Source organism: Paractinoplanes abujensis (assembly GCF_014204895.1).
Lineage (GTDB): Bacteria > Actinomycetota > Actinomycetes > Mycobacteriales > Micromonosporaceae > Actinoplanes > Actinoplanes abujensis.
The window spans coordinates 2,971,666-2,992,274 of record NZ_JACHMF010000001.1; the positions used below are offsets into that span (position 1 = coordinate 2,971,666).

Here is a 20,609-nt window from a genome sequence, read left to right on the forward strand (position 1 = left end):
CACTTGGCTGCGGCCACTCGGCGGCAGCCTACGAAATCTGTCCAGCCGCGAACGCGCCGGCCACGAGCGGGCCCATCGCGCCGAAAAGCCAAGGCCACCACAGCCCGGCCCGCCGGAATCCGCGGACGGCCATCGCTCCGGAGACCGCGCCCACGACCGTCAACGCCGCCGTAACGCCCCACCAGACCGGCTGGTGCGGTTGCCAGCAGGCAGCAGGAGCGAAGTCGCACGGCCCGTCAGGACCGGTCAGAACGGACGACCACCAGAGCAACAAATACAGATTCTGAACAAGCAACGCGGCACAGACCACCGCCACCAGAACGCCGACGACACCCCGAAGCGCCAGCTCCCTACCTGCGACGGCATCCTCCACATCGACATACTGCACTGCCTACCCGAACCCGGCCACCCCCGCCCGGTCCGCCTCAACCGGCCAATTTCCGGCCCGCCTCACACCCGGCTGGCCCTCGCACCGCCCGCCTCAACCCGGCCACCTCTCGGTCCGCTCACACCCAGCCGGCCCGCGCCCGGCACTCCTCAACCCGGCCACCTCCCGACCCGCCCACACCCAGCCGGCCCGCGCCCGGCACTCCTCAACCCGGCCACCTCCCGACCCGCCCACACCCAGCCGGCCCGCACCCGGCACTCCTCAACCCGGCCACCTCCCGACCCGCCCACACCCAGCCGGCCCGCACCCGGCACTCCTCAACCCGGCCACCTCCCGACCCGCCCACACCCAGCCGGCCCGCACCCGGCACTCCTCAACCAGCGCGCCTCGAACCGGCCGCCTCCAGGCCCGCCTCACACCCAGCCAACCGTCGCCCGGCTCTCTTGGTCGGGCCCGCCTCACGCCCGGCCGGTGACGAGCGGGTCACTGCGGTGTTCGGTGGGGCTCACGCCGCGGACGCGTTTGAAGGCGGCGCTGAAACCGAACGCATCGGCATATCCCACCTGACGCGCCACGGCGGCGACTGTGGTGCCGCTGTCGTCGGTGAGCAGGTCGGCGGCCAGGGCCATGCGCCAGTCGGTCAGGTAAGCCATCGGCGACTCCCCGACCAGGTCGGCGAAGCGTTTGGCCAGCCTAGTGCGGGAGGCGCCGGTGTGCTGGGCCAGGCGGGCCAGCGTCCACGGCCCGGCCGGGTCGGCGTGCATCGCCCGCAGGGCCGCGCCGACGACGTCGTCGTTCATCGCGCGGAACCAGGCGGGCGACTCCGCCTCGGGGCGATCGAACCAGTCGCTCAACGTGCACACGAGCAGCCAGTCGACGAGCCGATCGAGCACGACCTGCCGGCCCAAGGTGAGCGATTGCAGATAGTCGTACGTCTTCGAGCATTCGGTGTCGTACGGAAGCACCAGGACGGGCGGCAAAATGTGCAGCAACCGCCGGGGTACGTGACCGCTGATCCGATACGTGACGGCGAGCACCCGCGCATCCTCGGCCCCCGAGACGACGAACTTCTCGGGCCCCTGCAACACGACCGCCTCACCGAACCGAATCGGCTGCGGTTCGCCGTCCTCCCGAACGACCTGCCCCTCACCCTGCAGCAGCGCGCACAGGGTCAACGACAACTCACCACCCAGCCGTACTTCCCACGGCGCCGGCAACCAAGCCCGGTCGAAGATCGCCCCGTCGGCCCGCACCCCGCGCAACAGCTCGTCCAGCGGCTCCATCACCCAAACATACGCATGGCCACCCACCACAAACGCGCACCGATCGCCATTCACAGATGTTCACCGGCCGAGCAGACGTACCCTCCGCACACGTCCACCGCCATTCACCGCGCATCTCCCGCACCGAACCCGTCGGCCGAACAGATCCACGCACCAGATGCTCACGACCCGCGCACCTGCTACGGCTCAACGCACATCCACCGACGCGCACTCGCGCACCCGGCCCTGGCTTCGCTCACGAGTTCGAGCACCAGATGGTCGCGACTGTCAGCGCCACCTGGCCGGCACGGCACAACACCCGGACCTGAATAACCCCGGAGACGCCGACGGTCCGCCCCGGAGCCCTCCCACGCTGCGCGCAATCGATTACGGCGTCGCTGCAAGCGTGCCTGCATTTGTCGATGTCAGTGCACTCGCTTTCACCATTGCTGCGGTTGACTGGGCAGGTTTGCTATCAGAGCTCGGGACCCGGAATCGGAAGGTAGACGGCCAACGCTCCGGATCGTCCTCTCTTGCTGTGCTGGGAGGAGGCGCCCGGCAAAGAGTCTGAATCTTGAACGGGCGCCGGTGAATCCAGCTTCCATGACAATCGTGCTTCGGCCGAATTTTCGTGACGGGGCCCACCGTGGGTGCACTCATCCAAACCCGTAATGAACATTGCCAGAGAATTCACCTTCGTCAGGGCGCTGAGATCCGGGGGCGCCACATACTCGAGCCACCTCTTCATTTCTGGACCGGTTCTTCCGCGCGGTCGCGGCTTCCCGACCTTGAGATGGTTGGCAAGGTTCCTAGCTTCGATGACCCACGCCCACTCCGGAAAGGGATCATGTCCAAACGGGCACCCACATGTTGCCGAACGGCAGGCGGCCGCCGCGGGGATCGGGCTAGCAGGAAACAACGTTGCGGTCGATGAATCTGCTGCCCACGGCGGATTGGGAATGACATAAAATACTGGGACGGGGGTAGGTCGTCAAATACCTATTCAGCTGATCTGCGTCAATCCAGCAAGCATGGTCTGTTGGACTCTTAGGGTCTGGACAGGTGGCCTTATTCTCTATGATGAAAACCTTGCCGGGGCCAGCGTCGAAAGCCATATCCCAGTTATCTGCGCCCCTTTGGGTGGGGGCCCATATTCGTGAATACGGATAGCGTTCTGTGAGGGCCGAACTTACCCAACAATCGACGGTGTGCGCGGGAAGACTGACGCTGCTCACGCCCTGGCCGTAGCCAAAAATTGGACGAGGGCCCCCGCAACGGCGTAATCGCATCAGCGAAGTCTTTTCCTGGTTCGATTAACTATCATGCCGCGGATAAGGAGCGCTCGTAGCTCGAGGTGGGGGTTTGCTCGCGTGTGTCGGGTCGCGTCACGGAAAGTCTGTAGTTGTGCCATCGGCGTCTGCGCGTAGGCCGGCGTGCGTGTTCGCCGGGGGGGTGTCCCTATGGGCTTAACCATTAGGACTTTCGTCAGCTCCGGTACTGGGGCCCTTGCAGGGCGCGCCGAGCGACTCGCGTATCGGAAGTACGGCGACGAAATCGTTGAAATGTTCACTGAACGAAGTCATCGTGGGTCTGATGACTTCCTGTCAGGAAAGAGCTTCAAGGTGTCGCGGAGCTTCCAGGTGTACGATAACGCCACAGAACGTGCTGCGCAGAAAGCGATCCGGGCGCGGGTGTCGAGCTTTGTGAGGTCAGGAGTCTCGTGGAACACGCTGTGGTGAACGGGGGTACCCGCTTAAGCGGTCCGATGGTAAGTCATGCCGCATTGGAGTCGTGGGCAGGTGCAGGTCGTGTGACTTGCTCATTTGTAAATTGGCACGTACCGTCCGAGGCTATAAAAACCCTCGCTGAGGTTGGCCTTCCGCGTCTCGACACCAGGTTTGTGCCTTCGCCGCAAGGCGGTGAAGTTCCGGTTCTGAGTTACGGGTACGTTCTTGGTCGTGAGGAAGTCGAAGAGGGCCACCAGCATTCTGACGACTGCTCGGAGTGTAGTTACTTCGCCATTAAGGAAGGGGCCGGCGAGGTGCTTTATGGGCCGCCGAGGGCCGGCGACGGTGAAGTTCTGACAGTAAATACTTCGTTGCGTTATTTCGTCTATTTCCTGCACAAGCAGGGGGCTGCTTCGTCGAGATACAGCCAGCTGCCCGAAGAGGTAATGATGCGGCGATACGAGCGTGTGGTGAATCGCCTCAAGAACCATGACCTGACCGCGATGAGCGATGATTCAAGCTTTTGGCGCCAGCGGTTCACGAGGCTGTGGGGGTAGCTCCGCGCCATCGACGAGTGGGCGCAGCTCGTGCTGGGACAGCTCACTGGGGTCAAGTCCGCCCTGGTCCTGCTCGTGCGCAGCGCATTACCACGACCATGGGCGAGGAACTGGTCACCTATGACCGCAGCCTCGTGCGTGACGAGATCACCCGCATCGCCCTGCTGCTGGACAACGTGATCATCCCGCACACCCAGGACCACCCCGACGGCGAGTGGGCGTAGCTGATGCTTGGCCGGCTCGTGGCGTCAAGACGCCCTCACGCTGCTGGCTCGTGACGAGTAAACGCCACGATCACGGCCCTGCTTCGGCGGCGCCGCTACCCGTCGGACACCACCGACACCGAGTGGGAGATCCTCGCCCCACCGCTGCCGGCCCCGGCTTCCACCACTCCGACCGGGGGCCATCCCGAAGCGCACCCGCGCCGGGAGATCGTGGACGCGATCCGCTACGTCGTCGACAACGGCTGCAAATGGCGAGCCCTGTCGTCGGACTTCCCGCCCTGGAGGACCGTCTACGGGTTCTTCGCCCGCTGGGCCAAGAACGGCGTGCTCGAGTACGTCCGCGACCAACTGCGCCGTCAGATCCGCGTCGACGCCGGCCGCTGCGCCCGCCCGGTCACCGCAATCATCGACTCGTAGAGCGTCAAGGTCGCGGAGACGGTCAGCCGGGAAACGCGCGGATTCGACGGCGCGAAGCTGATCAGCGGCCGCAAGTGGCACCTGATCGTAGACGCCAAGGGCCTGCTCATGACGGTGAAAGTGACCGCGGCAGACGTCACCGACCGCGACGCGGCCCGGGAACTGCTGCCCGAACTTTCGCTCCGTCAATCCTGGCGCTGTTTCCGCCGGTTGGGCGCTAATTGAGAAACATCCGGATCTGCCGCCGACAATGCGCACCCTCGTGGCTGGGCTCCATGTCAGCACCGTGCCGAGGTGCCGACGGGCGGTTGCGGGTGAAACACCCGCCGGCGCGATCAGGTGCACGAGGCCGGTAGCCCGGTGCCGACAAGAGCATCCGGATCTGATGAGCGATGTCTGAACACGAGGCGGTCGGGTCTGGTGACCGATGCCGTACCGAGCATGCATGATCAGACTGTGCGTAATGAGCGTCTCAGCTTCTTCATCGAGTCGGTTCAGACGGTTCCGGACGGATGGCGGCTGGAGGGTGAGCCGGGATGTCACCCAGCGCATTGGGCACGCCCGGGTGACCGCTTCGACCGTGCCTGCCGTGATGACGGCCGGAACGAGCGAGACGTGGACCTGGTCGTGCTCGAACTCACCGAGTCGTACGTCGTCGTCAATGGCTCCGGCGGTGACCAGCTCAGGCCGGACGATATCGTCTCCGGCGAGCGCCTGATCGATGACGCCGGCCAAGCCGCCGAGCGGCCGCTGCGGCCGGAGCAGGCGGCCCGAGGGCTTGCTCGGATACTAGGTCTATCGGCAGTTATCCCCAAAGTTGAACCGGATTGGACAGCGACTACAAAGCCTTCATCAATACATACGGTGCCGGCATGGTCGACGACCACATCTCCGTGTGCGCTCCCGGCGCCGCCGAAGACTGGGCGGAGCTGATACGACACAACACCTATGCTCACGAATGCGTTCGGCTGGACTTCGCAGGACCCGAAGGCTACGTAGGGGACTGGCAACTCGGTGACGCTTCGCGCTGGGCACCAGGTAGGGAAGACGTCCCCGCCTGGTTCGAACCCGGCGACGACCTGATCTCGTGGGGACACACCGGGAACGGGGACTTCCTCTTCTGGCACGTCCAGCCTGGCGCGGCGCCTGAGGTCTGGCCGGTGGTGTTCAAAGAGCGGGGACCGTTCTGGGAGCGGTACCGGACCGGATTCTGCACCGCAATGGCCGGCTTACTGACAGGCGAGATTCAATCCGAATACCTCAGCGACCCTCTCGGCGGACCTCACTCCTACAACTCTTGACGAGACCTAGGGCGCTGGGTCGAACGGACATGCGTTGCGGACGCTCACCCATGTCTGTTCGGGTGCGTCGCCGGTTGACTCGGAGGCATGACGACTCGTGTGAACGACATCCTGGTTCTGGGCGCGACCGGCAAGACCGGGCGACGGCTGGTCCCCCGGCTACGGGCGAAAGGCGCCACGGTACGGGCGGCGAGCCGCTCGGGTGAGGTCACGTTCGATTGGACCAAGCCGGCGACCTGGCCCGCGGCCGTTCAGGGAGCCGGGGCGGTCTACCTGGTCGCACCCGACGATCCGGGTCCGCTGCCCGAGTTTCTGTCGCTGGCGAGCAAGAGTGTGCGCCACATCGTGCAGCTTTCCGGTCGCGGGCTGGACGCGGTGGACGGCGACTTCGCGGGAATGGCGACGGCTGAGCGTTTGGTGCGCGACTCCGGCGCCGACTGGACGGTCTTGCGCGCGAACAACTTCAATCAGAACTTCGACGAGGACCTGTGGCAGCCGCCGCTGGCCGCGGGACGGCTCGCCCTGCCCGCGGGTGACGTCCCCGAGCCGTTCATCGACGCCGACGACATCGCCGATGTGGCCGCCCTGGTGCTGACCGAGGCCGGCCACGGCGGCCGCCAGTACGAGCTCTCCGGCCCGCAAACGCTCACTTTCGCCGAGGCCACCGAGATCATCGCGCGTGCGGCCGGGCGCCCGATCAGCTACGTCGAGCTGACCCCGGAGGCCTACCGCGCCGAACTGGCCACCACCGGCTACCCGCCCGAGGTCATCGATGCGCTCGACGCCCTCTTCGCGGCCATGCGCGCCGGCCATTCCGCCCAGCCCACCGACGACGTTCGCACCCTCCTCGGCCGCGAGGGCACACCCTTTACCACGTATGCGGAAAGGGCCGCTCGCGCGGGAGCTTGGGGCTGATTCTGTGCTGAGCGAAAACCGCAGCCTGAAACCGAGCGCGCGCCGAGCGGAAAGCGCCGCCCACACCGGAGCCTGAAACTGACCTTGCGCCGAGCGGAACGGGCAGCCCGCGGGCGGGACGCTGGGGCTGGCCTTTGATGAGAGCAGAGAACTAGCCTCATCGGCTGGGGAACCGCGTGCGGGCCTGAGAATTCCAGGCTTGCAGGGCGGCCTCCGCGTCCGTACGGGAAAGCTCGCCCCGCTCGGCGACGAGGCTCCGGAGGAAGTGGATCGCCGCTCCGACCTGCGGCCCGGCGGGGATCTCGAGAACCCGCATCACTTCGGCGCCGTCGAGGGGCGCCTCGATGCGGGCCAGCCGCATGTCGGCCGCCCTGCGTGCTGCGGCCTCTCGTTCCTTCTGCTGGTCCGCGTGCCACTCGTCGTACGTGCGGTAGGTCTGCGCCTCGGCGGCGCGCCGGTCCCACCCCTCGTGGTCGCGTTCGGCGCCGAGCCCGACCTCATGGAACAGGTCGTGGTGCTCGGGCCGGGCGTTACGCGGCTCGGGAACGACACCGAGGCGGGCCAGCACGGCGTTGATCGGCCAGTCGGGCCGCCGGGCGGTGGGGAACTCCTCGGTGTGCGACGGCCCCCAGACCCGCTGCCCGGCGCGCCACAAGGATGCGGTCTGGTATCCGTCGCCGCCGAAGAAGTCGGCCTCCACCTCGCCGATCGCCGCGGTCCGCGACCAGTTCTTCAGCTCGGGCTCGTGGCCCGGCCGCAGGGGAACGAGGCCCATGCGGTGCCGGAGCGGGGCGACCGGGGCACCCGCGATCTCGCGCAGCAGGTCGTACGGGCCGACGGCGGCGTACAGCTGGTAAGACACCGGGGCGACGCTATCACTACACGGTGTGACCTTGCGCTGCCGCTCCGGCCGATGCGTCCCGCGTACGTGAACAACACGAAGCGTGAGATTGGGCGCCGAGCCGACGGCCACCGGAAGGTCCGCACGAAATACAAGATATGCCCGGTTTCGACCCGGACGCGTTCGCCTGAGATGTCTGAGTTCCTCCCTTTGGCCGAAATGCCACGGCGGTCCGGTCAGCACCCTTGTTTCACGCTCCGTAACTTCATATTGTCCTGATGTGCCCGAAACGCGGCCTAGGTCGCGCCGGTCGACATCACAGACAGTATGGAGGTGGGCAATGAGCGGGTGGCTGATCCTCGTCGCCGGCTACGCGATCATGTTGTCCTGGCCGATCTCCACCGTGGCGCTGGTGACCATCGGCGTGCGCTACGTGGCCTCGCGCCGGCAGGATCTCGTGGCCAGGTCGCTGCAGCACGGCGACGGCACCCCCGAGCACTTCTGGATCATCGTGCCGGCGCTGAACGAAGAGGTCGTCGTCGGCAACACGGTCAAGGCCGCGCTGGGCCTCAGCGGGCCGGGCCACACGCTGGCCCGGGTCCTGGTCGTCGACGACGGCTCGGACGACCGCACCCCCGAGGTGCTGGCCGCCATCGACCACCCCCGCCTGCACGTCATGCGCCGCGACCTGCCCAACGCCCGCAAGGGCAAGGGCGAGGCCCTCAACGCCGCGTACCGCTACATCGCCGAGCAGACCGCGCTGGCCGGCGTCAGCCCCGACAAGGTCGTCCTGGGCATCATCGACGGCGACGGTCAGGGCAGCCGCAACATCCTGCTCGAGGTCTCCCGCATGCTGCGCGACACCGCGATCGGGGCCGTCCAGGTGCAGGTGCGCATCCGCAACCGCAACAAGCTGCTCGGCGCCGTGCAGGACCTGGAGTTCGGTTCGATCGTCAACGCCTGCCAGAGCCTGCGCGACATGCTCGACACCGTCGGTCTCGGTGGCAACGGCCAGTTCACCCGGCTGTCGGCGCTGCTGGCCCTGGGCGACGCGCCCTGGTCGGCCTGCCTGGTCGAGGACCTCGAGCTGGGACTGCGCATGCACCTGTCCGGCGTCGGCATCCGCTACACCTCACGGGCCGCCGTCACCCAGCAGGCCGTGGTCGACGTCCGCCGGCTCACCCGCCAGCGCACCCGCTGGGCCCAGGGCAACCTGCAGTGCGCCCGCTACCTGCGGCAGCTGGTCACCTCGAAGCGGATCGGCTGGACCTCGCTGGCCGAGGTGCTGCACTACCTGCTCTCGCCGTGGGCCAACGCCCTGGTCACGGTCGCGCTGGCCGGCACGGTCGCGGCCGGCTCGGTCGCCCTGGCCGTCGGCCACCCGCTCTCGCTGATCGGATCGTGGCTCGTACTGGGTCAGAGCGCGGCCGTCTGGCTGATCGTCACCTGGTTCCCCGGTTTCGTCTGGGCTCTGCTGCACCGCTTCCGGCTCCGCGACGAGACCCTCCCGCGTCTGCTCGTGGCCGCCCTCGCCTACCCCGCGTTCCTGCTCCTGGGCCTGGTCGCCACCTACCGCGCCATCGCCCGCCAGGCCACCGGCCGCCAGGCCTGGGCCAAGACCGAACGCCTGGCCGAGGAAGAAATCCCCACCCCCGCTCTCGCTCTCGCTGCCTGAACCGAAGGACCCCCCATGACGCTCCCCGAAGTCCACCTCATCGGCGGCACCCGCCCCGAGGCCGTCAAGCTCGCCCCCGTCGCGATCGCCATGCGCGAGCAGGGCCTGGTCGAGCCGGTGCTGCTGGCCAGCGGTCAGCACCCGGCGATGGTCACGCAGGCGCTGGCCGCGTTCGACCTCACCGCCGACGTCACGCTTACCGTCGAGCGGGTCACCGGCAGCCAGGCCGAGCTGTTCACCGAGATGGTCCGCCGGCTGGACGCGCTGTGGGAGGTCCGCACCCCGGCCGCCGTCATCGTGCAGGGCGACACCACGACGAGCCTGGCCGGCGCGCTCGCCGCTTTCTGGCGCCGGATCCCCGTCGTACACCTGGAAGCGGGTCTTCGCTCGGGCGATCTGGACTCGCCGTTCCCCGAGGAGGCCAACCGCAAGCTGGTCGCTCAGATCGCGTCCCTGCACCTGGCACCGACCCCGCTCGCGGCGATGAACCTGCTCGACGAGAACGTGTCCGGTGAGGACGTGTTCGTCACCGGCAACACGGTGGTCGACGCGACGCTCGCCGTGGCCGGACGCCGGCTGCCGTACGAGAACCAGGCCGTGGCCGCCGCCCGCATGAGCAGCACCAACCGGCTCGTGCTGGTCACCGCGCACCGCCGCGAGTCGTGGGGTGAGCCGCTCGACCGCATCCTGGGCGCCGTCCGCGAGCTGGTCGCGAAGTACCCCGACATCGACGTCATCCTGCCCAGCCACCCCAATCCCGCCGTACGGGCGCAGGTCGAGGCGGGTCTGGCCGGGCTCGAACGGGTCACCGTCACCGACCCCGTGGCCTACCCCGACCTGTCCCGCCTGCTGTCCGAGGCGTACCTGGTGCTCACCGACTCGGGTGGCATCCAGGAGGAGGCGCCCTCCTTCAAGGTGCCCGCCCTCGTGCTGCGCGACGTCACCGAGCGCGTCGAGTCGATCAACGCGGGCTGCGCCAAGCTCGTCGGGTCCGACCCCGCCCTCATCGTCGCCGAGGCGTCCGCCCTGCTCGACGACCCTTCGCGCCGCGACGCGATGACCGCCGGCGCCAACCCGTACGGGGACGGCCTGGCCGCCCACCGCACGGCGCAGGCCACCGCCGGCCTGCTCGGCCTCACCAGCTCCCCCGTTGAGATGATCGGAGTGTCCCGCTGATGCGTTTCCCCAAGACCCTGCTCTCGGCCGGTGTCGCCGGTGTCATGCTGGGCGCTTTCGCCCTCAACGCGATGACCGCCGAGGCTGCCGTCACCCCGGCCGCCGTCGTCACCGCGCTGCCCGCCGCGAAGTCGGGCAAGGCCGCGCCCGGCGGGGGCAGTGCCAAGACCCTGGTCCTGTACGACACCACGGGCGACTACGGCTGGATGGGTGAGGTCTACGCGACCCAGACCGCCAACCTCAGCTCGCACTTCGGCTCGTGGACGGCCGCCCCCGTCGGTTCCTACAAGGCCGGCGACCTCAACGCCTACACCGCTGTCGTCTACGTCGGCTCCACCTACGACGAGCCGGTCCCGGACGCCTTCCTGGCCGACGTGGCCGCCACGACCAAGCCGGTGACCTGGCTCTACGACAACATCTGGCAGCTCACCGCGAACCCCGCGTTCGCCGCCGGGCACGGGTTCACCAGCGGCGGTTTCGACTACGCGGACGTCGCCGAGGTGACCTACAAGTCGCAGAAGCTGACCCGTGACACCCGGAACAAGTCCGGCATCATGAACCTGTCCATCACCGACGCCACCAAGGTCAAAACCCTTGCTTCCGCCGTACGCCCGGACGGGTCGACCTTCCCGTGGGCCATCACGTCGGGCAATTTCACGTACGTCGCCGAGATCCCCTTCGCGTACGTGACCCACGACGACCGGTACCTCGCGTTCGCCGACCTGCTGTTCGACTCGCTCGGCGCGGACGTCAAGGAGCAGCACCGCGGCCTGGTCCGTATCGAGGACGTCGGCCCCGACTCCGACCCCGACGAGCTCAGGGCCGTCGCCGACTACCTGTCCGCCGAGAAGGTGCCGTTCACGGTGGCCGTCTACACCCGCTACCGCGACCCCAAGGGCGTCAACAACGGCGGCAAGGCCCAGGACTACACGCTGCTGAGCAAGCCCAAGGTGGTGTCCGCGCTCAAGTACATGCAGAGCAAGGGCGGCACGCTGCTGATGCACGGCTACACCCACCAGTACGGCAACCTGGCCAACCCGTACGACGGGGTCAGCGCGAACGACTTCGAGTTCTACGCCGCGCACGTCGACGAGAACGACAGCGTCATCTACGACGGCCCCGTCCCCGGTGACTCGGCCGCGTGGGCCACCAGCCGCATGGTCGCCGCCGGTCTGATCTTCACCGCGGCCGGCCTGGGCACCCCCAGCATCTTCGAGTTACCGCACTACGCCGGCAGCGCCGTCGACTACCAGGCCGTCAACACGCTCTTCGGAAAGCGCTACGACCGGGGCCTGTACTTCCCGGGCGTCCTCACCGGGGCCAAGCCCGACTACAAGCGCCAGTTCGGACAGTTCTTCCCGTACGCGGTGCGCGACGTCTACGGCTCGGTCGTCGTGCCCGAGAACATCGGCAACATCGAGCCCGACTCGTTCAACAACCACCCGGCCCGGCTGCCCAGCGACCTGATCGCCTCGGCCCGGCGCAACCTGGTGGTCCGCGACGGCGTGGCCAGCTTCTTCTACCACCCGTACCTGGGCACCGACTACCTCAAGCAGGTCGTCACCGGGGTCAAGGCGCAGGGCTACACGTTCGTCACCGCCACCTCGATGATCGCCGGCAAGTAGTCAGCTTCCGCAGCGAACGCCGCCCGTGCCTGCCGTACGGGCGGCTTTGCTGTGTCCGCCGTCAGTCGCGCTCACCCTCGACGGTCCTGAAGGTGCGGAAACCGCGGCGGTGGTAGTTGGGCAGCGCGTTGGGATGGTCGACCGACGACGTGTGCAGCCAGATCCGCCGTACGCCCGGAGCGAGCTCCCAGGCCTGCCGCACCGTGAGCGTCAGCGCGAACCCGCCCAGCCGGCGACCGGTGAACTCGGGCACCAGTCCGAACGTCTCGATCTCGGTCACCGGCCCGGGGTGCAGATCGTAGGCGGCCAGCCCGGCCGGTTCGCCGTCGAACGCCAGCAGCCAGAACATCCGGTCCGGATGCTCGGCCTGCCAGGCGTCCCACTCCTGCTCGGTGCGGGTCGCACACTTCCAGCCGAACGGCGCGCCGATCCTGACCTGCAGCTCCACCACCAGTGAGGAGTCGCGCCGCAGCCGGTCCAGCGTCAGCCCGGGCACCGGTTCGGCCGCGACGAGCTGCTGGCGATCCGTCATCTCCAGGTACGAAACGGTTTCCCTCACCGACCGGACACTACGGGAGATCGGCTGTGGTCACCGCCCTGGCGGAGCCCGCCTCGGGGAAGCGTCCGTCACCGGCCCGCCGTCCGCAGGACGCGCTCCGCGGCCAGACGAGTGGGCTCGTCGAAGAGCACCAGCCGGACCGACTCCACGGTGGTCGGTTCGGCGCGCAGGCCCGCCAGGGCCTGGGTGACGGCGTCGTCCTTGGGCCACCGGTAGACGCCCGACGAGATGAGCGGAAAGGCCACCGTACGAGCCCCCAGCCCGGCCGCGACCGCGAGTGAGTTCGTGTAACAGGCGCGCAGTAGCGGCGAACGGTCCTCCTCCGCGCTGAACACCGGCCCCACGGTGTGCACGACCCAGGTCGCCGGCAGCCGCCCGGCCGTCGTCGGCACCGCCTGCCCCACCGCGAGGCCCCGGCCGTAGTGCCCGGCCCGCAACGCCCGGCACTCCTGAAGGATGGCCGGCCCGCCCTTGCGGTGGATCGCCCCGTCCACGCCGCCCCCGCCGAGCAGGGAGGAGTTCGCGGCGTTGACGATCACGTCGACGCGCTCGGCCGTGATGTCACCGGTGACCAGCTCGATGCGCATTGCTCTCCCCTTTCGCGGGCCGGACCAGATAAGCGTGGATCCCCAGGTTGACCCAGGCCGGTCCGGCGATCAGCACATGCGCGACCAGGTCACCCCCGCCGTTACCCAGGAACAGCAGCAGTGACCACGGCAGGCCCAGCACGGCCAGCGGCACGAACGCCGGGATCAGGCCGAGCCCGGAGAGCGGGTCGGCCGACCCTTGCACATAGACGAACCACAGCACGATGTAGACAACGGTCACCACCAGCACGATGGCACCGTGTGACACGAGTTTCCACCGCGTGCGGATGACCGTCATCGGCGCACTCTAGAACACATTCACCGGCCTAGATGCACGAACCCGGCCCAGTGGGTGAGGGTCGTGTCGTCGTCCGGGTCCCGGATCGAGCGCTGAGCCTCGCGCAGGGCCGCGTGCGGGGGCATTCCGGCGCCGGCCAGGTTGTCGTGGAAGGCGACCATCAGGTGAGCCGTCTCGACGTCGGGCACCGGCCACAGCGAGCCGATCGCGGTGGTCGCGCCGGCCACCAGGAAGCCGGTGGAGAGGGTGACCGCCTCGTCGTAGGCGCGGCCGGCCCGGTGCGTGGTGCACGCCGCCAGCGAGACCAGGCCCGGGGTGCGGGCCGGTCGGGGGCGCAGCAGTTCCTCCGCCGAGACCCGGGTGCCGTCGGCCAGCAGCAGGTACGACGAGGCCGGGCCGTCCGCGCGGATGACGCCGTGGCAGGCCAGATGCAGGACGGGTGCGGGCGAGTCCAGCCAGCCCAGCACGTCGGCGGGCAGGCCGGGACCGTCGGCCACCACGTCCGGGCCGGCGGGACGGCCGCAGAACCGGCCCGCGGGATAATGCTTCCGGAAGATCGTGCTCGCCTCGGCCCCCGCGTTCGGCAGCGCCTGGGCCGTGTCACCGGTGTCAGGGTTCCCGATCACCAGTGCGGTGTCACCACGCGCGGGCGCGGGCCGCCGGGCCACCTCCACCAGCAGCCGTCCCGACGCGATGTACGAGAACGCCGCCTCGTCGATGGCCCACCGGCCGTCCCCGTGCGCGGCGTGCCAGGGCACCGTGGCCAGCGCACCGTCGGTCACGAACACGAAGTGCGGCTCGCCGGACCGGCCCGTACGCCAGTGATCGAGCAGCGGCCGCATCGCCACGTCCCAGGCCGCCCGGCACACCTCGCCCAGCGTGCGCCCGACCACGGCATCGGCCCCGGCCGGCCCCAGGTCGCGCGTTGTCCTCGCCACAGCCGGCTCGTCAGTCGCCCCGTCGCCAGCCACAAGATCAGCAGCAGCGGAGCCGGCAGCTGCAGAACCAAGAGGTGCAGAACCAAGGGCTGCAGAACCGGGGCCGGCCGAGCCAGAAGCAGCCGAACCAGGAGCAGCAGAACCGGGGCCTGCCGAACCCGGAGCGGCCGAACCAGAAACGGCCGAACCAGGAAGTGCCGAACCAGGAAGTGCCGAACCAGGAAGTGCCGAACCAGGAAGTGCCGAACCGGAAACGGTCGAATCCGGAAGTGCCGAGCCGGCGACCGTCCGTTCGCGGGTTGCGAGGGCCGACTGCACTGCCGCCGGTGCCGACCAGTCGCCGGTCAGCGCGGGCAGATCGAGGGTTTCGATCCCGCCGTCCGGCAGAACCAGCAGTGCGAACCCGGGCGTACCGGGAAAGAGGTAGACCAGGGCGTCGGCGCCGAGGGCACGCAACGCAGCGCCGACCTGCTCGACCGGCGGCGGATCGAACAGACCGGCCTCGCCTGCGAGCACCTGGAGAGCCCGGAACCGCGCATCACTCGGCATGGCCGGCATACCCGAGCGCCAAGCAGCCCCGCCGCCCGGCACGGACGACGCGGGAGACGGAGTCGCGGAAGACGAGGGCGCGGAAGACGAAGGCGCCCCGGAAGACGGCGCGGGAGAGGGAGGCGCCGAAGAAGAGAGCGGCGCGGCAGAAGGAGGCGCGGGCGGGGACGGCGCGGTGGGAGGAGCGGAGAAGGAAAGGGCGGCCGACGGGTCGGCGCTCCACTGCTCGGCGAGGGTGGACTCACCCGCGGCCCGCAGCAGGTCGGGCACTGTGGCGGCGACCGTGGCGGCGTGCAGGACCAGGCCGCGGCCGGTTTCCAGGGTTTGCCAGGCGGCGGTCAGGTCACCGGCGTCTCGGAGGATGCGGGCGATCTGCAACGCCTCCGGGGAGCTGCGCCGGGCGGTGGTCATGGCGTCGTGGGTACCGGATTGCACCAGGACCTGCCAGGCCCGTTCGCGCAGGGCCAGCCGACCGGCCTCGGCCGCCGCCAAAGGGTCGTCGCCGAGCTGAAGGGCCACCGACAGGGCCATCCCGATCTCGGCGGCACCCCGCTGCCCGGGCTGGGCGGCGGCCAGGTCGCGGGCGGCTCGCAGGGCGGCGACGGCCCGCACGAGGTCGCTGGGCCGCCGCTCGTGCGCCAGCAGCGCGACCAGGCCGGTGCCGTAGAGGGCCAGGTGCCGGCCCCGCAGCATCTCCCCCACCGGTTCCTCCAGTGCGCCCCCGATCAGGTCGACGCCTTCGCGCACCAGGTCGAACCGCTCGATGGCCCGGCCCGCGAGCACGAGCGTGCCGCCGGCACTGATCCGCATCGAGGCCGGGCTCGGCACGACCGCCAGCACCTGACGCGCGTAGCCGACCGCCTCCTCCCAGTGCGCGCGGTCGCCGCTGCGTTCGGCGAGCAGCGCGTACGCGGCACCGAGGCTGCGCAACGTCAGGACCCGGGCCGGGTCGTCCGCCGGTATCAGGGCCAGCGCGCCGGTGAGCAGCGCGGGGGTGTCCGCCGGCAGCGCCGAGCCGGTGATCTCGGCCCACATCAGCTGGGCCTGGCCCAGGCTGAGCAGCAGCTCGTACCGGTTGGGGTCGTCGGGCGCCTCGTGCCGCGCGTCGTGCAGCAGGTCGAGGCTCCAGCGCAGGTCGGCCAGGTCGCCGCGCATCTCGAAGCGCATCAGCAGCACGCCGGCCAGCCCGGCGGCCAGCGCGACCCGGTTCATGTCGTCGAGCCCGGCGCCTTCCAGCGCGTCGTGGGCCAGCGTGATCGCCCGGTCGAGCCGGGCCGGGTCGCCACCGCGATGGTGCAGCAGCCAGGCGATCGAGGTGGCCAGCTGGGCGGCCGCCGCCGCCCGCACCGAGGGCGTGGCCGTCCCCGCGGCGACCACCTGTTCCAGCAGGTCGATCGCTTCGTCGGCCCGGCCCCGCCGGACCAGCTGGAAGGCCAGGTGGTACTGCACTTCGGTGCGCTCGGCGGTGCCGCGGGGCATCCGGTCGAGCGCCTCTCTGGCGTACGCCTCGCTCTCCTCGGCGTCTTTGCGGTTTCCCGTACGGCGGGCTCGCTCGGCCAGCATCCGGGTGAGCTGGGCGTCGGCGATCCGGCGGGCGCCCGGGTTCAGCAACGGCGCCGCGGCCGCCAGGTCGGCGATGATCTCGTCGATGGGCGCCATCCGCTCCCGGGCCCGCGCCGCCTGTTGCAGCCGCGCGGATGCCCGCACCCAGCGCGCCTCGGCCCGCAGCACGGGTTCGGTGCCGGGCCACGCGACGAGCCGGTCCGCCGCCCGTACGGTGGCCTCGGTCTCGTGCCGCCGGAACTGCACCGTCATCACGAGGTGGTGGTACTGCTGGAGCATCGGTGGCGGCAACTCGCCGAGGTCCGCCTCGGACAGGATGCGGGCCGCGGCGTCGAGGTCGGCCGCGGCCGGCTCGGCGGTGCCCGAGTTGACGACCGTGTCGGCGAACGACAACGCCAGCAGCGGGAAGCGTGACCCTTCGGCCCAGCCCGCGCGCAGGATCTCCAGCGCGCGCCAGTGATCGCGGTAGTCGCCGTGGCGACGGAAGCGTTCCTCGTAGAGCGACCCGTGCCGCTGCCACAGCGAGGGCCGGTCGGGCCACCCGGTGTCGAAGAGGGCCAGCAGGGCGTGCTCCGCCGCGGTGAAGTCGGCGGCCCGGTGGTCCTTCAGGTACCGCGCGAGGTGCCGGTGGGCCAGTTCGTTCGTGGCGTGCGCCCATTCTTCCGAGGCGGGCCGGTACCGCCGCGCGGTCTCCGTCGTGACGGCGATGGCCCGGTCGAGGTCTCCGGGCGCGTCCCGCAGGGTCAGCGCCTCGGCCACGATCTGCAGCAGCGCCGCCTCGAGCTCCGCTTCCCCCTCGTCGCGGTGGGCGGAGCCGGCGGTGATCGAGGCGCCCGGGTGCTCCCGGAGCATCCGCAGCGCGGTCTCCCCGGCCCGGACCGCCTCGTCCAGGTCCCCCGGCGCCGTGAACCGGCCCGGGATCATCGACGCCTGCGCGGCCCGGAGCAGGTGCAGCGTGGCCCAGAGGTAGAGCATCCCCGCATCGGCCTGCGCCGCCCCGGGAGTCATCCTGGCGACGGCCGCGTCGATCACCTGTGGGGGCGTGCCGATGCCCAGGTCGTCGAGCCCGTCCAGCCAGTCATCGCTCATGTCCGGTTCTGACGGACAGCAGGCCGCTGACCTCGGTGCGCGACGAGGCCCCGAGTTTGCGCAGGATGTTGGAGACGTGCACGGCCGCGGTCTTGGGCGAGATGTAGAGCCGGCGGGCCAGTTCGGCGTTGGTCAGGCCTTCGCCGATCAGCACGGCCACTTCGCGTTCGCGCGGGGTCAGGGCGTCCGGGCCGGTGGCCGGTTCCTCGGCCAGCCCGAGCCGGGCCCGCAGCTGGTCGAGCTGGACCACCCGCCAGCCCCGCCAGCCTTTCAGCAACGGCGCGGCCTGCGCGGCCTGCGCGGCGGCTTCGTCCGGGCGGCCGGTGGCGAGCAGGCAGCGGGCGGCCCCGACCCGTGCGGTGCCGCGGGTGGCCGGCCCGAGGATGTGGGCGTCGACGACGGACAGGTAGCCGTCGCGCGCCTCGGCGAGCCGGCCGTGGGCCTCGGCGAGCTGGGCGCCGACCAGGGTCCGGTAGGCGTCCCACACCACGGAGTCGAGCATCTCGGCGGCCAGGGCGTCGACACGGTTCATCGGCAGGCCCAGCTCGAGAGCGGCCGACACCAGGTCGTGCGCCTGTTCGCCGCTGCGCCAGGCCTGTTCGGCCAGCTCGGCGACGAACTGGTCGAGCAGGCCCTGCGCGCGCGGCAGGTCGGAGCGCCGGCAGGCGACGTGGAATTCGAGGCCGGAGATGACGGCGGGCGGGTTGTTGGGCAGCGCGGCGAGGTCGGCGATGACCTGCTCGACCCGGTCCAGCTCACCGGCCTCCAGGTAGAGCCCGGCCAGGAAGACGCCGTGGTAGTCGGCCCAGCGGCCCCGGCGGCGGTAGTTGCGGTCCTGCTCCCGGCCGTCCTCCAGGGCGGCGATGGCGGCCCGCAGGTCGCCCTGGCGCAGCGAGAGCCGGGCCAGGCCCTGGTAGTAGGTCGCCACCGAGAGCGACTCGAACCCGGCCCGCTCGGCGTCGACCCGCATCCGTTCCAGGGTCGCGGCGTGTTCCTCCGGCGAGGTGGGCTGTTCGCCGTAGAACAGGTAGTTGAGGGCGCGCGCGGCCAGCACCCACTCGCCCGCCTTCTCGGCCTCGTCGACCAGGGCGGACAGCATCTCGCGGCCGTCGGCGGTGGTGTGCGGGCGCTCGCTGAGCGCCGCCCCCTTCTCCAGCAGGGCGGCCATCCGTACGGCGGGCAGCTCGAACTCGTCGGCCAGCGTGAGGGCGCGGTCGGACCAGAGGATCGCGGAGTCGAGCTCGTCGCGCAGGTATTGCGACTGGGCGATGGCGGTCATCGCACGGGCCTGGTCGGCGCCGCGGGGCAGCTGCGCGATCAGCGTCTCGATGTCGTCGGTCAGCGCGCGCATCTCGGCGAACTCGCGGGACTCCCAGGCCAGGCGGATCAGCAGGTAGAGCGCCTCGGCCCGGTCGCTCGTGGCGGCGGCCAGGTCACGCCAGCGGCGGCCGTAGCGCAGCGCGTCGTCCAGCAGACCGGCCAGCCAGGCCGCGCGGGCCGCCCCGGCCAGCAGTTCGGTGTCGTCGGGCACCTCGTCCAGGCCCATCTCGGCCAGTTGCAGGGCCTGGTAGGCCGAGCCGATCGACAGGTAGAGGGCGGTGCCGCGCCGGGCGGCGGCCACCAGGTCGTCGTAGCGACCGGCGCCGCGGGCGTGGTGGGCGACCATGGCCGGGTCGGAGCCGCCCGCGCCCAACAGCACGTCCAGCGCGGCCTCGTGCAGCCGGCGGCGCTGCCGGCCGAGCATCTGGTCGCCGATCGCCTCGCGCAGCAACGCGTGCCGGAAGGTGAACTCGTCCTCACCGGACTCGACCAGCACCCCCGAGGTCACCAGGTCACGCAGCACGGCGATGAGCTCGTCCTCACCGGTGCCGGTGACCGCGGCCAGCAGGTCGAACGGGATGCGGTGGCCGAGCACCGTGGCCGCCTCGACGATGCGGTGGGTGACCGGGTCGAGGTCGTCGACCTGGCGGCGCAGCACGTCGGCCAGGCTCCACGGCAGCGGCTGCTCGACCAGCGCCTCCACGTCGTAGCCGGGCAGCGCGCGCAGCAGTTCCTCGAGGAAGAACGGATTCCCACCCGTACGGGCGTGCAGCGCGGTGGCGGCGCGCAGCGGGGCGGGGGCGCCGGTGGCCGCCGCGAGCAGCGCCGCCGTCTGCGCCGGGGTGAGGCGGTCCAGCCGCACGTGGGTGACGGCGTGCCGGCGTTCCGTGCGGGCGAGCAGGCCCGCGACGGGCTGGCGGCGGGTCACTTCGTCGGGCCGGTAGGTGCCGATGAGCAGGCGCGGGCCCCGCTGGTCGGCGATCCGCTCGAACAGCGCCGCGCTCTCGGAGTCGGCCCAGTGCAGGTCCTCGAAGACGACGACCGCGGGCGCGTCGCCGATCAGATCGTCCAGGATGGCCAGGCCGGTGTGCAGCCGCTCGACGGGGCTGCGGGTGGCGTCGGCCAGGGCGGCCAGCCGGGTCCGGCTGACCTCGGGCCGGTCGTCGATGGCGTCCAGCAGCACCTCGTACGGGCGGGACAGCGAGCTGGGCTCGGCCTGCCCGACGAGCACCACCGTCGTGGCCGGCAGGGTGGCCAGCAACTCGTGGACCAGGCGGGTCTTACCGATGCCGGGCTCGCCCGCGATGATCGCCACCGCGGGCTCACGGGCCGAAGCGAGCTGCGCCAGGCGGCGCAGCTCGCTCTCTCTGCCGATCATCACCGGGCCGGCGCCGCCACGTACGGTTCGCACGACGACAGGCTACCGGTGGGGCGTCCGCGGGCCGCCGAGTTCTTCGCCGCCCGGCGGGCCTTGCGGGCGGCGCGGGCGCTGGTGAGCAGACGCGCGCGGTCACGCTCGGCGATCAGCTCGCGGTGGTGCTCGTTGGCCAGGGTCAGCATCAGGTCGGGGTGGATCATCATGACGCGCTCCTCGTAAT

At 70.2% G+C, this 20,609-nt stretch carries 17 protein-coding genes and 1 pseudogene; 9 read left to right on the top strand and 9 right to left on the bottom strand.

What is annotated here, in order from left to right; translation table 11 throughout:
- Positions 1-28: 28 nt before the first annotated feature.
- Positions 29-373 (bottom strand): hypothetical protein, encoded by a 345-nt coding sequence (locus BKA14_RS13355; RefSeq protein ID WP_184951247.1) that lies wholly within the window; start codon positions 371-373, stop codon positions 29-31.
- Positions 374-846: 473 nt separating this feature from the next.
- Positions 847-1,671: an AraC family transcriptional regulator gene (locus BKA14_RS13360; RefSeq protein ID WP_184951248.1), complete on the bottom strand. Its 825-nt coding sequence runs from the start codon at positions 1,669-1,671 to the stop codon at positions 847-849.
- Positions 1,672-3,415: 1,744 nt separating this feature from the next.
- Between BKA14_RS13360 and BKA14_RS45545 the strand changes: the two genes are divergently transcribed.
- The 6 genes and pseudogenes from BKA14_RS45545 to BKA14_RS13385 all read left to right on the top strand — a co-directional run bounded on the left by BKA14_RS45545 (position 3,416) and on the right by BKA14_RS13385 (position 6,791).
- On the top strand, positions 3,416-3,934 hold the full coding sequence (locus tag BKA14_RS45545; protein ID WP_369076726.1) for an SUKH-4 family immunity protein: 519 nt from the start codon (positions 3,416-3,418) through the stop codon (positions 3,932-3,934).
- Between the two features lie 98 nt (positions 3,935-4,032).
- Positions 4,033-4,158 carry a hypothetical protein gene (locus tag BKA14_RS43865; RefSeq protein ID WP_260416507.1) on the top strand — a complete coding sequence of 42 codons (126 nt, stop codon included), beginning with the start codon at positions 4,033-4,035 and terminating at the stop codon, positions 4,156-4,158.
- Positions 4,159-4,236: 78 nt separating this feature from the next.
- A complete protein-coding gene (locus tag BKA14_RS45700) occupies positions 4,237-4,575 on the top strand; it encodes a transposase (protein WP_221477748.1) in 339 nt (112 codons plus the stop codon).
- Between the two features lie 15 nt (positions 4,576-4,590).
- Positions 4,591-4,800, top strand: a pseudogene (locus BKA14_RS45705) (transposase); the annotation flags it as partial.
- 602 nt (positions 4,801-5,402) lie between these two features.
- The gene (locus BKA14_RS13380; protein ID WP_184951250.1) at positions 5,403-5,876 is read left to right on the top strand and encodes a hypothetical protein; all 474 of its coding nucleotides are present in this window, start codon (positions 5,403-5,405) and stop codon (positions 5,874-5,876) included.
- 87 nt (positions 5,877-5,963) lie between these two features.
- Positions 5,964-6,791, top strand: coding sequence for an NmrA family NAD(P)-binding protein (locus tag BKA14_RS13385; protein ID WP_184951251.1), 828 nt, complete (start codon positions 5,964-5,966; stop codon positions 6,789-6,791).
- A 157-nt stretch (positions 6,792-6,948) separates the two neighbouring features.
- On the opposite strand, the gene BKA14_RS13390 is transcribed toward BKA14_RS13385, so the two are convergent.
- Positions 6,949-7,653, bottom strand: coding sequence for a hypothetical protein (locus BKA14_RS13390; RefSeq protein WP_184951252.1), 705 nt, complete (start codon positions 7,651-7,653; stop codon positions 6,949-6,951).
- 319 nt (positions 7,654-7,972) lie between these two features.
- On the opposite strand from BKA14_RS13390, the gene BKA14_RS13395 reads away from it, so the two are divergent.
- From BKA14_RS13395 to BKA14_RS13405, 3 genes are read left to right on the top strand one after another with little or no spacing between them, the layout of a single operon-like run.
- On the top strand, positions 7,973-9,307 hold the full coding sequence (locus BKA14_RS13395; protein WP_184951253.1) for a glycosyltransferase family 2 protein: 1,335 nt from the start codon (positions 7,973-7,975) through the stop codon (positions 9,305-9,307).
- A 15-nt stretch (positions 9,308-9,322) separates the two neighbouring features.
- Positions 9,323-10,483 (top strand): non-hydrolyzing UDP-N-acetylglucosamine 2-epimerase, encoded by a 1,161-nt coding sequence (wecB, locus tag BKA14_RS13400; protein ID WP_184951254.1) that lies wholly within the window; start codon positions 9,323-9,325, stop codon positions 10,481-10,483.
- Positions 10,483-12,108, top strand: coding sequence for a DUF2334 domain-containing protein (locus BKA14_RS13405; protein ID WP_184951255.1), 1,626 nt, complete (start codon positions 10,483-10,485; stop codon positions 12,106-12,108). The genes wecB and BKA14_RS13405 overlap by 1 nt, the downstream gene beginning before the upstream one ends.
- Before the next feature lie 61 nt (positions 12,109-12,169).
- Here the strand turns inward: BKA14_RS13405 and BKA14_RS13410 are convergent, their stop codons facing one another.
- From BKA14_RS13410 to BKA14_RS13435, 6 genes are all read right to left on the bottom strand, one after another.
- A complete protein-coding gene (locus BKA14_RS13410) occupies positions 12,170-12,667 on the bottom strand; it encodes a GNAT family N-acetyltransferase (RefSeq protein WP_203722613.1) in 498 nt (165 codons plus the stop codon).
- Between the two features lie 68 nt (positions 12,668-12,735).
- Positions 12,736-13,254, bottom strand: a complete 519-nt coding sequence (locus BKA14_RS13415) for an O-acetyl-ADP-ribose deacetylase (protein ID WP_184951256.1) — start codon at positions 13,252-13,254, stop codon at positions 12,736-12,738.
- Positions 13,229-13,552, bottom strand: coding sequence for a hypothetical protein (locus tag BKA14_RS13420; RefSeq protein WP_184951257.1), 324 nt, complete (start codon positions 13,550-13,552; stop codon positions 13,229-13,231). The genes BKA14_RS13415 and BKA14_RS13420 overlap by 26 nt, the downstream gene beginning before the upstream one ends.
- Before the next feature lie 20 nt (positions 13,553-13,572).
- Entirely contained in the window at positions 13,573-17,691 is a 4,119-nt protein-coding gene (locus BKA14_RS13425) for a CHAT domain-containing protein (RefSeq protein WP_184951258.1), read from the bottom strand.
- On the bottom strand, positions 17,681-20,422 hold the full coding sequence (locus tag BKA14_RS13430) for an ATP-binding protein (protein WP_239093306.1): 2,742 nt from the start codon (positions 20,420-20,422) through the stop codon (positions 17,681-17,683). The genes BKA14_RS13425 and BKA14_RS13430 overlap by 11 nt, the downstream gene beginning before the upstream one ends.
- Positions 20,389-20,592 carry a hypothetical protein gene (locus BKA14_RS13435; RefSeq protein ID WP_184951259.1) on the bottom strand — a complete coding sequence of 68 codons (204 nt, stop codon included), beginning with the start codon at positions 20,590-20,592 and terminating at the stop codon, positions 20,389-20,391. Before BKA14_RS13435 ends, BKA14_RS13430 begins: the two co-directional genes overlap by 34 nt.
- Positions 20,593-20,609 lie beyond the last annotated feature (17 nt).

Coding starts and splice junctions, on each gene's coding strand:
- wecB (WP_184951254.1), top strand. CDS start 9,323: ATGACGCTCCCCGAAGTCCACCTCATCGGCGGCACCCGCCCCGAGGCC.
- BKA14_RS45545 (WP_369076726.1), top strand. CDS start 3,416: ATGGTAAGTCATGCCGCATTGGAGTCGTGGGCAGGTGCAGGTCGTGTG.
- BKA14_RS13385 (WP_184951251.1), top strand. CDS start 5,964: ATGACGACTCGTGTGAACGACATCCTGGTTCTGGGCGCGACCGGCAAG.
- BKA14_RS13405 (WP_184951255.1), top strand. CDS start 10,483: ATGCGTTTCCCCAAGACCCTGCTCTCGGCCGGTGTCGCCGGTGTCATG.
- BKA14_RS13415 (WP_184951256.1), bottom strand. CDS start 13,254: ATGCGCATCGAGCTGGTCACCGGTGACATCACGGCCGAGCGCGTCGAC.
- BKA14_RS13360 (WP_184951248.1), bottom strand. CDS start 1,671: ATGGAGCCGCTGGACGAGCTGTTGCGCGGGGTGCGGGCCGACGGGGCG.
- BKA14_RS13435 (WP_184951259.1), bottom strand. CDS start 20,592: ATGATGATCCACCCCGACCTGATGCTGACCCTGGCCAACGAGCACCAC.
- BKA14_RS13425 (WP_184951258.1), bottom strand. CDS start 17,691: ATGAGCGATGACTGGCTGGACGGGCTCGACGACCTGGGCATCGGCACG.
- BKA14_RS43865 (WP_260416507.1), top strand. CDS start 4,033: ATGGGCGAGGAACTGGTCACCTATGACCGCAGCCTCGTGCGTGACGAG.
- BKA14_RS13420 (WP_184951257.1), bottom strand. CDS start 13,552: ATGACGGTCATCCGCACGCGGTGGAAACTCGTGTCACACGGTGCCATC.
- BKA14_RS13395 (WP_184951253.1), top strand. CDS start 7,973: ATGAGCGGGTGGCTGATCCTCGTCGCCGGCTACGCGATCATGTTGTCC.